Below are 13,474 nucleotides of genomic sequence, written 5' to 3' on the forward strand. Positions count from 1 at the left end.
AAATACTTTCATTCATCAAAGAACAACTCAAAAAGTATAAAAAAAGAGAGTATTGGGCCTTTGCCAATGCTCTACTTAGAACCCCTGCTTATTTTTGAACTCAATCAACGATAAAACCCGTGGGACGGTCTAAAATCTACCCTAAAATTGTGCTCCTCCATCATCGCAACCTCCACGGATCCTATCCACCGGGTATTCTCCCGGGGAAAATCCTCCCTGAAGTGGCTTCCCCGGCTTTCTTCCCGGCATAAGGCCGCCCGCACCACGGCTTCCGCCACCTGACACATCCCTTTCAGCTCCAAGTATTTCGCCCAATCACGGAAACCGGCACAACCCCTGCGGCTCAATCTTTCTCTACAATGCCGGATATTTTCCCACGCTCTGGACAAAGATTCTTTCGACCGGATAATGGAGGCATTTTCCCACATCGTTTTACAGAGAAAATTTCTGATTTCGGCACAGGTTTCTTTGCCCGTACCACCATCGGGCCAAACAATCCGGGGCGGCGGTACTTTAAGATTACCTGCTTTTGCTGCAAAGCTTGCCGCCCTCTCTCCGGCAATGCTGCCGAAAACAACCGCTTCCGTGAGGGCATTGGTGGCCAGCCGGTTCGCCCCATGAACCCCTCCTGCGCATTCCCCGGCCGCGTAAAGCCCCTCCAGGCTCGTTTCGCAACAGGCATTGATCCGGATGCCGCCCATGGAAAAATGGGCTGCCGGGCTCACCGGCAGCCAGTCTTTTTGCATATCTACGCCGTGCTGCTCTAAATATTGTTTTAACCGGCGGTGGCTCCGCTCCAAGGCTGGGGCGGGAATTCCCGTGCAGTCGAGATAGACCTGGTCGGCAACAGCTCTTTTTGCCCCTATTTCCCCAAAAATCGCCTGGCACATTTGGTCTCTTGTAGCCATATCGGCATCCTGAGGCGCATACTTTACCATAAATTTTTCCCCCAGGGCGTTTCGCAATACAGCGCCATCCCCAAAAAGAGTATTGGAAAGAGTTAGCTTGACCGGATCATGCAGCATAGTGGGATAAAACTGGACGAATTCCATATCCCGCAGCGGGACTCCCGCGTTCAGGGCCAGACTAAAGGCGTCTCCCGTGATTTCGGCGCTATTGTTGTTCCGGGAAAAAAGCCTTCCCGCCCCGCCTGCTGCTAAAATGACCGCTTGTGCGGAAAAATAAATCAATTCTTCCTGGGCCAGGTCAATACCCAGTGCGCCAATGACCCGGTCATCCTTTTTCACAAGCTGAATGACTGCCACGTGATCCATCAACCGGGCTCCCGCTTGGGAAACCCGGTCCCGCAAGGGCCTCAAAACCGCTAATCCCCGGATGGTCTGTTCCCGGGGACCAAATTCACAATAGAGGGATCGGGGACAGCTGTGTCCCGGGGCATGCTTAGACATGAATTCCCCATTCAGGCGCATGAATTTTACGCCCCATCCTTCCAGCCGTTCGATGGCCGGTGCCGACTGACGGGCTAAAATTTCTACCAGGGTCCGGTCATTCATTCCTTTCCCGCTTTCCATGGTATCCTGAACATACCGTTCACAAGAATCATCCCCGCCGGGTAGAAACGCGGCAAAACCCCCACCGGAAACCAGGGTATTTCCACTCATGCCTGACTTCCTTTTGCAGAGTACGGTTACCCGGGGTACCGTCCGGACTGCTTCCAAGGCTGCCGCCAGTCCGGCCAGTCCGCCCCCAATAATGAGCACATCGCTCTCCACCGATCTGATTGGTCCGGGCAGCATCGCATTCAAACACCTCTTTCCTTCGGTTTATCGTTACCAGCACTTTCGTCTCCTTATGCTTTCGCCGAGCCCCCCTGATCAATCAGGGGGGAAACAGTCTGGACCGCATAGGCCGGTTCCGACTTTCTCTCTTCTTCAGGGAAAGTTAAAGCAAATTTATGATTCGTGTACAGGCGAAAACGGATTAAATTTCTGCTCACCAGTTTCCGGTACAGATGAGTCACGAAAGTCACATCCATGATCACGGCCCAGACAATGTGAATCACGGTAATACTTTTCAGGCCGGGAGTAACCCCAAAGGTGGTAAATTTGGCCGCACCCGTGAGTCCTAAGACAAAAAAACTGCCGATCACAATCAGGTACCAGCATTTCTGCCCCGAATTAAAGTCCCCCTGAAATAAGGAATGCCGATCCTTTCCTGTGAGATACCGGTAAGCATCTTTCAGCCACAAAAGATCTTTTGGGCCGAAAGAAAAAACATTTCTCAGGATTCGTTTCAGGTGATGCCGGTCAAATAGATAAAAAATAAAGGGGGTGCTCAAAAAACCCAGGGCAAAAATCCGATGCAGCAGCGCCATAATCAAGACAAAGGAGCCGGACCAGTCACTCCGAAAATGGTTCAGCCCGATTCCGGTAGCCGCCAAGCCGAAATAGCACAGGACGAGAAACCAGTGGACCATTTTTTCTGCTAAGCGGAACCGCACGGCAAAATTCTTCAGCTGTTTATCCACCTGAGGACAGGAGCCGATGCAGGAGTAACACCTGATACAGCTTTCTCCCACTGCCTGCTCCAAGAACATGGAGGTTCTATTGTTGGAAGCATCTAAAGCCTGATATTTTCTCAATACCTGGGGACAGGCATCCACACAATTGCCGCAGGCCATGCAGGCCCGGTCTCCTATGGCATGCTCACATTCCGGCAGGCAATGGGCGGAGGAAAGGCCTTGGGAAAGCAGCCGAAACCGGCCTACCGGGGGTAAGTTTTCATCCAATATGGTTTGGAGAATCCGATAATTCTGCTTTAATGCCCAGTACGTACCCATGATTTATCCTCCTCAACTACGCTAAGACTACGGTAGCTTTTCTGGGGTCGAAACAGCAGCCTAAGCGGAGGGAAACGATGCGCACCCCGCTGGCCCGGGCCGGTCCGATTTTCACAAAAGCGGCCAGCGCTGTGATATCGCCCCCTAATCCCAGGCTTCCGCATGCCGTCTCATTTACGATGCCGGTGACCATGCTTTCTGCTTCGCTCTGTTTGGTGAAATCTGCTTCCGCCATCGCCTGAAGCATCAGATGGGACGCCTCATAATGGGTTCTTCCCGTGCCGATGCAGGGAATGGCCGGGGTGCAACCCAGCTGAATCACCTCCTGGGCCGCCCACTTGGCCGCCTCTTCCAGCACAGATTTCCCTTGATGGCGGTGGAAAACCCGGTAAGTTTTCCCTCGGATTTCCGGACCGCCCCCCAGCATCAGCACCGTAATGGCCAGCTCCTTACCCTTTTGCGGAAGAACAGAAAAAGGCGCCGGGGCCAGCATGCCGGGGTCGTCATACATGCCTTGACTCTGTCCCAATAAGTCCCAGCCCTCTCCTTTCACGGCCATAGGCCGGGCCGGAAGGTCACGCAAGCCTGCCGCCACCCCCTCACTGAGGGCGGAAAAAAGGCTGCCCTTTACCTCCGCATCCTCCCCGATGCGCACAAAAACATGGGGGATGCCGGTATCGTCACAAAGAGCCAGCTTCTTGGCTGCTCCTACTTCCGCATCCCGGATGATTTGTTCCAATACCCATTTGCTCTTGGCACTGGTTTCCCGTGCCAAGGCGGCTTGATAAGCGGCCATCTGATCAGGCCGGAAGGTGGTACTTGCCTGCACCAAAGCATCCCGGGTAGCATCAATAATCTCCCGAACCGGTATCATTTCTTTTTCCTCCTTCCCCTAAAAAATGGACTGCCCGTGGGCAATGGCGACAATTCCGGGCAGGTTCTTCACCGTCACTTCATAAAAGGCCTCCATGCCCAGTTCCGGAAATGCCACGACTTTTTGATCAAGGGTATTGTCCGAAAAAAGGGCGGTCACCGGCGGCGTAACGACAAATATGGCATGATATTCCTGCAAGGACCGGACCATCTCCGGGCCAAGGGCCCCTTTCCCCAGGTGAATCTTGATGCCTGCCTGGGAAAGGACCGGGATGCTTCCGGCAATTTCCAATTTATTGCTCGTGGTCGGGCCGATGCCGGCCGGGCTGACGGCAGTATGAAAAACGACCCCTCCCTGCAGCACGATACCATAGTCCTCTAACCGTTCTTCTTGAACCAGGGAAACAATTTTCGGCAAAACCGCATCCCGGCCGCAAAAGATTTTCCCCGAAATATAAATGGTATCGCCGACACCCAATTGATCAAGAATCCCGTCGCTAATCGGCGTGACTACTTCCATGAACAAAACCTCCCCTTTCTAATAGTACTTTCTTTCCTTCCTTTCCGGGTTGATATAATCCGGCAAAAGAATGGGCGAGCGCAGTTTGGGCACATCCATCCGGTCGGAAAACTCCTTTTTGAATTTTCTTAAATGTTCCAGGGTTCCCGGACCATATGGAGTTATCTTTTCCGCATATTGGGCTGCCCCCACCCCGGCCCTGCGCCCAAAAACGAACACATCCACCAGGGAATTTGCCCCCAGCCGGTTTCTCCCGTGCACACCCCCGGCCACTTCTCCGGCCAAATAGAGGCCGGGAATTTCACTTTCCCCGCTGCCGCTGATCATTTTCACGCCGCCATTTTGGTAATGCTGGGTGGGATACATGAGAATCGGCTCTTTGTCGATTTCAATGTTGTACTCTTTGAAACGGCGGTAAATTCCGGCAAATTGCCTGGCCGCCTTCCCTTTCCCCCCAATCAGATCCAGCATGGGCGTATCCAGCCACACCCCATCCATTTCCGTCGGTGTGCGCACCCCTTTTTTCCGGTCGGTGCATTCCCGGATCATCGCGGAAGATACGGTGTCCCGGGTTTCCAACTCGTTGATAAACATTTCCCCCTGGGCATTGACCAGGTGGGCGCCGTTGGCCCGGATGGCTTCCGTAATCAATTGCCCCAGCATTTGTTCCGGCCAGGCCACCCCGGTAGGATGATACTGGACCGCGTCCGCATAAATCAGGCGCGCGCCGGCCCGGTAAGCAAGAACCAGGCCGTCCGCCGTGGCGCCATAATGGTTGGACGTGGGGAACTGATTCATATGCAGCCGCCCCATCCCCCCGGTGGCTAAAATCACGGCCTTGGCCTGCACCACCAGATACTCCTGGGTATCGAAATTATAGAGCAGAGCGCCGCAGCATTTTCCCTCGGCATCGGTTAATAATTCAATGGCCGGGCTAAATTCCAGAACAAAAATATTCTCCCGGTTGCGCACCTCATCCCGGAGCACGCGCATAATCTCCAGGCCCGTCAAATCCTTGCAGGAATGGGAGCGCCTGCGGCAGTGGCCCCCGGGGGCATGGGTGAGGATGGAGCCGCTGGGAAGGCGGTCAAACATCACGCCCAGATCTTCCAGCCATTTTACCGTCAAGGGAGCTTCCAGGACCAACGCCTCCACCAGCTCCGGCACATTTTTATAACCGCCCCCGCCCATGGTGTCCAGGTAGTGCAAAACCGGGGAATCGTCCGGCTCCGTAGCGGCGGCAATGCCCCCTTCCGCCATGATGGTATTGGAATCACCAAAGCGCAGCTTGGTCGCCAGGATCACTTTCGCCTTTTGGGACTCGGCCATGAGGGCGGCGGAAGCCCCTGCGCCGCCGCCCCCGATAATCAGGACGTCGGTGCGATAATCAATGCGGTCCAGATTGACCTTATCGGGATCCACAAAGGGCTCTCCTTCCAAAACCTCGGCCAGTTCCTGGGGGACCGGCTCCCCTTTATTCGGACCGATTCTGAGCTCCCTTTTCCCTTCCGGTTTATAGTCAGGATGGTACATCTCCAGCAATTTTGCTTTTTCTTCCGCCGTTAACCGGGGAAAGGGATGGTCCATCCGGTATTTTCTTGTTGCCTCCACCTGCTTGATGGAATTCTGCATACTGTTCGGATAAGGCATGATCTCACCTCCCTAGAATTTTTTCTGCACAATATCTCTTTGGGCATACAACTGTTTTAACTCCTCCGGAGTCATTTTCTTTAGCCGGTTGATTTCCTCCGTATAGATGCCGGCATTAATTTCCCCGGTTCTTTTTTCCAGCTGGTCGGATTTTTTGCCCAAGAACTTTCCGCAGATTCTGCGCACATACATGGCAATATTGTACTGGGTTAACTCCGCCGGACACCTGGACACACAGATGCCGCACATGAGACAGTCGAAAGAAAGCTCGGCGGCTGTCTCAAAATCACCCCTGAGACTGGCCCCGATATAATCCAGCACCTGAATCTTTTGGGGACAGCTTTTGGTACAGGCGTTGCACCCCATGCACCGGGTCACCTCGGGATATAATTTGATCAATTCCCCGTAAAAATCGGTCAGCCGGTCCAGGTCATAGGTCTTCTTCTGGGGAGGATAAAAGGGAATCTGACTCAAGATCATGCCTGCTTCAATGGAGGTCTGGCAGGCCAGGGCTACCCGCAAATGATGATCCCCATCCAGCCGGTACACAGTGGCGCAAGCACCGCAGGCCCCGGCCCGGCAGCCGCAGCCCCGGATCATTTTAAAGCCTGCGTATTCAAAGGCTTTTAAGATGGTATACCCCTCCGGAATATCATAGCGTTTTCCCATAATATAAATAGGCAATCGTGCCATTGTCTTCACCCCCTATGCAATTGGATCATTGATAAATCGGCCAGATCCTCGACATGATCTAAAATATTTTTTTGGGCCTCCCATTGATTGGGGTCCAGAACGGAAGAAGCCAAATTGGTAAACTTCGTCCATAATTCTGTAAGCGTGAGAGGGTTTTCCGGATCTCCCTTCCGGCAGGACACACGTTTGATGTACCGGTTGTTTTTGGTTTTCACTTCCACCACGGCCCCTCTTTTCCCGGGGAAAGACTTCTCGCATTCCTCGTCTCCGGCCAGGTGAACCATGTTCATCAACCGGACCAGGCTCTGGGGAGGCGGCCAATGCAGGAAGTGATCAAGGACGACTTTCCCGTCCTGAAGGGCGCAGGCAACACAATAAGGAATACTGAATTTGGCCTCGGTGGTGCTCCGGGGACTGCCCTTTCCCGCTACCTGGAGGGCAGCCCCGTAAGTACCGACTTTGATTTCCTCAATCAGTTCCGGTCCCGCCGGGCAGTCATCCTTCAGGGCCAGCACGGCGTCAATGGCGGGATGGGTATGCCCGCAGGAGGGATAGGCTTTAAAAGTGGTATCTAAAATGGTGTACCCTTTCCCCAGGGAGGCGAAAATGGCTTTTTCCGCGCCGGCAAAGGCGGACATGGCTTTCAGGAAACCACGGGGACCGTCTAAAATCGCCGGGGGCCCCGTAAATCCTCCCAGCGCCAATAGGGCCGCCAATACGCCGTTCATGGCCGCTTTTCCGGCATGAAGAGGCTTTGCCATGGTACCCGTGCATTCCCAGAGGCCGGCGGCCTGGGTTCCGGCATTTCCCAGGGCCCAAATGATTTGTTCCTCATTCGCTTTCAGCAGCTTACAGGCCGCCGCAGCCGCCCCGAAAGTCCCTACGGTTCCTGTGGTATGCCAAAATCGATAGTGGCTGGGATTTACGGCGGCGGCCAGGCGGTTGGACACCTCATAGCCCAGGACCAAGGCGGTTAAAAAATCTGCTCCGTTACTTTCACTGGCTTCCGCCACAGCGAAAGCCCCGCTGATCACCGGCGCCGCCGGATGGTAGAGGCCGAACTTGTAAATGTCGTCAAATTCAATGGCATGAGACATGGTACCGTTGATCAGGGCTGCCGTCAAACAATCCCCGCTTTGGGTATGCCCGATGAAGCGGCACTTTCCCCTGTTATTTTCCGGCACTAGCACGTCTAGCATCACCCGGACCGGCTCCAGACGGGATCCGGCGCAGGCACAGGCAAGCCAATCCATCAAACACGCCTTCGCCTTTTCTCTCACCGCCTGGGGCAAATCCTCGTACCCCGTATCTAAAATATAGCGGGCAATTTCCTCGGATAACATGCGGTCACGCTCCTACCTTTCCAAATTGAAGCAAGTTCTTAATAGGTTAAACAACCGTTTCCCTCGGCCTTTCTTTTAAAAAGAGAAAGCCTTTCGGCACCAAATAAACAGCCACGATCAGCGCCAGCCCGATCATGCTGCTGATCAAACCCTGTTTGACCATCAATACGGCCCCCACAAAACAGATGGCCCGGCTCAGGATAGTCAGGTTGTGGCGCAGCCAGCCTACGGCAAAAGCGGCAAAACCCAACGTGCCGATGGCGGCACTGAAAAAGCTGATCAGAATTTCCCATACCGTCCCTTGCATGTTCAGGGCCGGCGAATAGATAAACATAAAGGGACAAATAAATCCGGCGATGGCAAAACGCATGGCCGCCCAGCCTGTTTTCAAGGGGTGGCTCTCGGCAATACCCGCCGCGGCATAGGCGGCCAAAGCCACAGGGGGCGTAATGGGAGCAAAAGCCGTGTAGTAGAAGATAAACAGGTTCGCCACCAAAGGAGATAAGCCCACCTTAACTAAAGCCGGGGCGGCCATCGCAGCAATCACAATATACGCGGCCGCAGGGGGCAAAGCCATGCCCATGATGATAGTGGCCACCATGGTCATGAGGAGGGCCCCCACCAGCCATTGGCCGGCCAACTCCATCAGTACATTGGTAAATGCCAAACCTAACCCGGTCAGGGTAATCACGCCGACCACAATCCCTACGGCGGTACAGGCAATACTGACCATCAGGGTCCCTTTCGCGCCGGATTCCAGAGCCTCCAGCAAGCTTTTCAAAGTCATGCGGTCTTTTCCCCCGAAAATCAGGTTGAACACAACGGTGGCCACAATCCCCCAGAAAGCGGCTTTAATGGGGGATGATTTCGCCACCAGGAGCAAATAGAGGAGAATGGCTAGAGGGATGAAAAGAGGCAGCCCCCTTTTCAGGACAGGTCCCACCCTGGGCAGGTCCTCTCTGGGCAACCCTTTGATATTGCTCTTCACGGCTTCGAAATCAATAGAAAAAAACAGGCCCAGGTAATAAAGAATGGCCGGAATCGCTGCCGCCACAATAATCTGGCTGTAAGGGATCCCTGTCAATTCCGACATAATAAAGGCGCCGGCACCCATAATCGGGGGCATAATCGCTCCTCCGGAACCGGCCACCGACTCAATGGCGCCGGCAATTTCCGGCCGGTAGCCCAGCCTTTTCATTAAGGGAATGGTGAAGGCCCCGCAAGTGACCACATTGGCCACCGGACTGCCGTTAATCATGCCCATCAAACCGCTGGAAACACAGGCTACTTTGGCCGGGCCGCCCCGGGCCCAACCGGCAACCGCGAAAGCCAGGTCAAAGAACACGGAGGCGCCGCCGGACTTGGTGAGAAAAGCGCCAAACAGGATAAATATCACTAAGTAAGTGGCGGCAACACCCAGGGTGACCCCAAAAATACCTTCTGTGGTCAGATACAGGTGGTTCACCACCCGCACCAGGGAATAGGCCCGGTGGCCGAAATCCCCTGGAATCAGGTGACCCCAGAAGACATAGGCCAAAGAAACCAGAGCCACAATGGTCAGGGCCCACCCGGTGGTGCGGCGGGTCGCCTCCAGAATGAGCAGAATCAAAAGGCTGCCCAGAATAATATCCAGGGTGTTGGGATTCCCTACCCGCATCACCAGGTCTTTAAAAGTAAATAGAATATAGAGCCCGCTGGTCAGACTGGCCCCCACCAGGAGATAATCCAGCCAGCGCCAGCTCTTATTTTTCACCGGGTAGCATAAATAGATTAAAACGAGGACAAAACTTAAGTGTACGGTCCGCTGGATCATCGCCGTCAGAAGGACAACCCCGGCCGTATAGAGCTGAAACAGGGAAAAAATGATCGAGATGTAAAAAATAATTTTAACCAGGTATTTTCCGGATATTTTGTTTTGCCCTTCCTCCATTTCATTCAGACCTCCTTTTCCTTTCAGATATCCCAGATTCACGAGAAAAGGGGGCCAGAAAAATCCTTGCTTCTGTCCTGACCCCCAGAACCTTAATCGGTGATATTGTTGTCCTGATAGTACTTTTCCGCCCCCGGGTGTAAGGGAATCACCGTGGGCAGGGCGTTATCCACATTGATTTCCGCTCCCAGGGCGTGGGCAGCTTTGATTTCATCGGTGTATTTCAGCATCGCTTCCGTCAAAGCATACGCAGTGGCCTCGTCCATATCCGCCCGGACACAAATCAGAATCGCCGCCCCGATGGTACTGACGTCATAATCTATTTCTTCATAGGTCCCTTTCTGCATCACTGCTTTTTGGAAGTAGGGATATTTCGCAATCACGGTATTAATTTCGTCATCCGTCATATTGATCAGGTCAAAGTCCAGCGAGGACCCTAAATCCATTACGGCGGCCGCCGGAGCGCCAACGCCCATGATGGCGGCATCGATTTGCTTATCCTGGAATGCGGTCACCGCTTCGTTAAAAGATAAAAACTTTTCATCAATATCCTCATAAGACATGCCCAGCGCTTCCAGTATTAATTTGGTCTTATGCTCGGTGCCGCTTCCCGGCGAACCCACGGCCACCCTTTTTCCTTTCAAGTCTTCAATGGATGTGATGCCGCTTCCTTTCAGGGAAATAATGTGGGTGGGCTGGTTATAGGTAGTCATCAGCGCCAGAATATTTGCGGGTTTTGTGAAGTCAGCGCCAATCCCCTTGTAGGCCTCAAAGGCGGTATCGGCGGAAATAAAAGCAATGTCGGCCGACCGGCTGTCAAAGAGCCTGACATTCTCCACGGATCCTCCCGTGGCTTCCGCGGAAACATTGAATTGAGGATAGTGGTCATTAATCACCTTTGCCATTCCCCCGCCCAACGGGTAAAATGTTCCCCCGGTTCCGGCAGTGGCAAAGGAAAGTTGCATCACTTTTTCAGTTGCCTCAGGCTGTTCGCCGGCACTTTGCTGATCACTGTCTGTGTCTTGGCCGCAGCCCAGAGCAAACAAAATCATTATCAGCATTAAAATACCCAGCATGAATTTCTTTGTTTTCAAAATACTGACCTCCTTTTTCAATCAAAACCCCAGCGTCCTGACACATGAAATTTTCCAACCACCTCCAGCACATTTTTTACATCCCGGCCCTTTTTCTTCTCTCGCTAAATTTCACCCTGTATCGCTTTATCTCTATTTACATTTACGAATCACATCAATAATACTGCCGTCACGGTACTCCACCACGGCCACGACTTCGTCGGCAGTTGGCGGCGGCGGCGCCGGTATCCCTGTCATTTTGTATGCTATACGCTGTAATTCTTCTATCTCCATGATGGGAAGACTGCTGTCCCGGAGATGATCAAGCAGGTCTTTTCTTCTCGGATTCACAGCTACCCCATAATCTGTGACGATTACATCGACTGTCTCACCTGGAGTAACCACGGTATTGACCCGGTCCTGAATCATGGGCCGCCTGCCCCGAATTAAGGGCAATACGATGATCGCCACCTTTGATCCGGCAGCCGTATCCGGGTGTCCCCCGGGAGCTCCCATCAGTTTGCCGTTGGAACCCGTCAGCACATTGACGTTAAAATCCAGATCAACCTCAGTAGCACTGAGAATAACAAAATCCACATTATTGACGATCGGTCCCCGGGTATGGGGATTGGCATAAAATGAAGCCGAAATTTCCACATGAAGCGGATGCTCTTTGAGGGATTTAATCGACGGGGTATCGAAAGTCTGGACATCAATCAGCTTTTTAATGAGACCTTGCTCATGCATCTCAACCATGACCCCGGTGATACCGCCCACCCCAAAGGATGCCGCTATCCCCTGCTGGTGCATTTTTTCTTTGATAAATTTGGCTGCGCTCAGGGATGCTCCGCCGCTGCCCAGCTGCAGGGAAAAGTTGTCTTGAAAGTACCCGGAATATTCCATCACCTGGGCAGCATACTTTGAAATCACCAGTTCTTTGGGATTATTGCTGATGCGCAGGGATCCGGTGGCGATGCCATTGGGATCCCCAATCTTATCCACCACGACAATAAAATCCACCAGGGTCTGAGGAATACTGATCGGGTACAAGGGATGGGGAACCAGGTGATCGGTAATGGCCACCACCTGATCGGCATAAGCCGCATCAACCATAGGGTACCCTAAGGACCCGCAAGCGGAGGGTCCGTCCACGCCGTTGATATTACCGTAAGTATCACAGGTGGGCGCGCCGATAAAGGCCACATCAATATGGGTTTCGCCGCTTTCGATGGCCCGGGCCCGCCCCCCGTGGGTGCGAATGATCGCCGGTTTGGCAAGCCTGCCGGAGCTGACCAGGTTACCCAGCTGTTCTCTGATCCCGGTAGTTTCTATGGCTGTAATCACACCCTGCTCCAGATAAGGAATAATACAATCCTGGACCGCACTCAGCGAGCTGGGTGTAATGGTTAAATCTTTTATTCCTTTCCGGGCGATGGCATCCATCACCATTTTCATCACATAATCACCGTTGCGAAAATGGTGATGGAAAGAGATGGTCATGCCGTCCCTTAGTCCGGTGGCATCAATGGCCTGATCCAGTGATTTGAGCAGCTTCTCTTTTCCGGGAACATGAACCGGAGTTTTCGGACCGGCTAATCTTCCCGTCGGCTGATACGCAAAGGCGCCTTGAAAGGGTCTGATTTTATTTAAACCCGGGATACTTTGGGGGATTTCTCTACCTACCGCATTCTTCATCACTTTGTTCCTCCCTTATGACGCCAAGTGCCGCAGCATACTGCATCACCCGCTCCGCTCTTGCCACAACCGGACGGTCAATCATCTTTCCATTTAAGGCGACGACACCGGATTTTTTCTCCAAAGCCTGCTGGTAGGCCGCTAAGACTTTTCGCGCCTGATGAATTTCTTCCTCACTTGGCGTGTAGATTTCGTGAACCATGGGTACCTGATTGGGGTGGATCACCGACTTGCCGTCGTAACCCAGCATCTTGCCGAACTGGGTATCCTTTCGAAAGCCCTCTTCATCCCGCGTATCGGCAAAGACCTGATCAATCGCTTGTACCCCGGCGGCACGGGCCGCATATAAAACCTGACTTTTGGCAAACCATAATTCCTGACCGTCCCGGGTCCGGCTTCCTTTCAAATCTGCCATTAAATCTTCCGCACCCATGCCGATGGCGATAATCCGGGGACTTGCGGCAGCTAAATGATACGCCTGCAAAATACCTTTGGCCGTCTCAATTGTCAGCATGATTTTGATGGCCCCTGATTCAAATCCGTATTTTTTCTCGGCAGCACCAATTATTTGGTCTAAAGCCTGAATGTCTTCCACCTGTTCCGATTTGGGCAGCCGGATAAATCCTGGTTGAGCAGGCAGTACAGCTGCTAAATCATCCTGACCATAGGGTGTGTCCAGACCGTTGATTCTTACGCCGATTTCACTGGGATACGGGATATGCAGGATGGCATTACGCACCAGGATGCGGGCGGCATCCTTTTCATTTACGGCCACGGCATCTTCCAAATCAAAAACTAAACAATCGGGCCGGTAGATTCCGGCGCTTTGCAGCTTGCCGGGATCGTTTCCGGGAATAAATAACATCGTTCTGCGCAGTGTGCTCATTTTTTGTCCTC

11 protein-coding genes are annotated in these 13,474 nt (G+C 53.1%); all 11 read right to left on the reverse strand.

What is annotated here, in order from left to right:
* Nucleotides 1-104: 104 nt before the first annotated feature.
* Nucleotides 105-1,757: an L-aspartate oxidase gene (locus tag DCMF_RS09485; protein ID WP_148134210.1), complete on the reverse strand. Its 1,653-nt coding sequence runs from the start codon at nt 1,755-1,757 to the stop codon at nt 105-107.
* A gap of 53 nt (nt 1,758-1,810) precedes the next feature.
* Entirely contained in the window at nt 1,811-2,800 is a 990-nt protein-coding gene (locus DCMF_RS09490; protein WP_148134211.1) for a cytochrome b/b6 domain-containing protein, read from the reverse strand.
* Between the two features lie 16 nt (nt 2,801-2,816).
* Nucleotides 2,817-3,674 (reverse strand): fumarate hydratase, encoded by an 858-nt coding sequence (locus DCMF_RS09495; protein WP_148134212.1) that lies wholly within the window; start codon nt 3,672-3,674, stop codon nt 2,817-2,819.
* An 18-nt stretch (nt 3,675-3,692) separates the two neighbouring features.
* The gene (locus tag DCMF_RS09500; protein WP_148134213.1) at nt 3,693-4,193 is read right to left on the reverse strand and encodes a fumarate hydratase C-terminal domain-containing protein; all 501 of its coding nucleotides are present in this window, start codon (nt 4,191-4,193) and stop codon (nt 3,693-3,695) included.
* An 18-nt stretch (nt 4,194-4,211) separates the two neighbouring features.
* A complete protein-coding gene (locus tag DCMF_RS09505; RefSeq protein ID WP_148134214.1) occupies nt 4,212-5,843 on the reverse strand; it encodes an FAD-binding protein in 1,632 nt (543 codons plus the stop codon).
* Between the two features lie 12 nt (nt 5,844-5,855).
* The gene (locus DCMF_RS09510) at nt 5,856-6,536 is read right to left on the reverse strand and encodes a 4Fe-4S dicluster domain-containing protein (RefSeq protein WP_148134215.1); all 681 of its coding nucleotides are present in this window, start codon (nt 6,534-6,536) and stop codon (nt 5,856-5,858) included.
* 5 nt (nt 6,537-6,541) lie between these two features.
* Nucleotides 6,542-7,879 carry an MmgE/PrpD family protein gene (locus DCMF_RS09515; protein WP_148134216.1) on the reverse strand — a complete coding sequence of 446 codons (1,338 nt, stop codon included), beginning with the start codon at nt 7,877-7,879 and terminating at the stop codon, nt 6,542-6,544.
* Nucleotides 7,880-7,925: 46 nt separating this feature from the next.
* Nucleotides 7,926-9,809: a TRAP transporter permease gene (locus DCMF_RS09520; RefSeq protein WP_148134217.1), complete on the reverse strand. Its 1,884-nt coding sequence runs from the start codon at nt 9,807-9,809 to the stop codon at nt 7,926-7,928.
* A gap of 92 nt (nt 9,810-9,901) precedes the next feature.
* Nucleotides 9,902-10,903: a TAXI family TRAP transporter solute-binding subunit gene (locus tag DCMF_RS09525; protein ID WP_148134218.1), complete on the reverse strand. Its 1,002-nt coding sequence runs from the start codon at nt 10,901-10,903 to the stop codon at nt 9,902-9,904.
* 132 nt (nt 10,904-11,035) lie between these two features.
* On the reverse strand, nt 11,036-12,577 hold the full coding sequence (citF, locus tag DCMF_RS09530; RefSeq protein WP_148134219.1) for a citrate lyase subunit alpha: 1,542 nt from the start codon (nt 12,575-12,577) through the stop codon (nt 11,036-11,038).
* Nucleotides 12,558-13,463 (reverse strand): HpcH/HpaI aldolase/citrate lyase family protein, encoded by a 906-nt coding sequence (locus DCMF_RS09535; RefSeq protein ID WP_148134220.1) that lies wholly within the window; start codon nt 13,461-13,463, stop codon nt 12,558-12,560. Before DCMF_RS09535 ends, citF begins: the two co-directional genes overlap by 20 nt.
* Between the last annotated feature and the right edge of the window lie 11 nt (nt 13,464-13,474).

Origin of the sequence: Candidatus Formimonas warabiya (genome assembly GCF_002777255.1) — a bacterium.
GTDB classification, from domain to species: domain Bacteria; phylum Bacillota; class Dehalobacteriia; order Dehalobacteriales; family Dehalobacteriaceae; genus Formimonas; species Formimonas warabiya.

Coding starts and splice junctions, on each gene's coding strand:
- citF (WP_148134219.1), bottom strand. CDS start 12,577: ATGAAGAATGCGGTAGGTAGAGAAATCCCCCAAAGTATCCCGGGTTTA.
- DCMF_RS09535 (WP_148134220.1), bottom strand. CDS start 13,463: ATGAGCACACTGCGCAGAACGATGTTATTTATTCCCGGAAACGATCCC.
- DCMF_RS09515 (WP_148134216.1), bottom strand. CDS start 7,879: ATGTTATCCGAGGAAATTGCCCGCTATATTTTAGATACGGGGTACGAG.
- DCMF_RS09505 (WP_148134214.1), bottom strand. CDS start 5,843: ATGCCTTATCCGAACAGTATGCAGAATTCCATCAAGCAGGTGGAGGCA.
- DCMF_RS09490 (WP_148134211.1), bottom strand. CDS start 2,800: ATGGGTACGTACTGGGCATTAAAGCAGAATTATCGGATTCTCCAAACC.
- DCMF_RS09500 (WP_148134213.1), bottom strand. CDS start 4,193: ATGGAAGTAGTCACGCCGATTAGCGACGGGATTCTTGATCAATTGGGT.
- DCMF_RS09510 (WP_148134215.1), bottom strand. CDS start 6,536: ATGGCACGATTGCCTATTTATATTATGGGAAAACGCTATGATATTCCG.
- DCMF_RS09485 (WP_148134210.1), bottom strand. CDS start 1,757: ATGCTGCCCGGACCAATCAGATCGGTGGAGAGCGATGTGCTCATTATT.
- DCMF_RS09520 (WP_148134217.1), bottom strand. CDS start 9,809: ATGGAGGAAGGGCAAAACAAAATATCCGGAAAATACCTGGTTAAAATT.
- DCMF_RS09495 (WP_148134212.1), bottom strand. CDS start 3,674: ATGATACCGGTTCGGGAGATTATTGATGCTACCCGGGATGCTTTGGTG.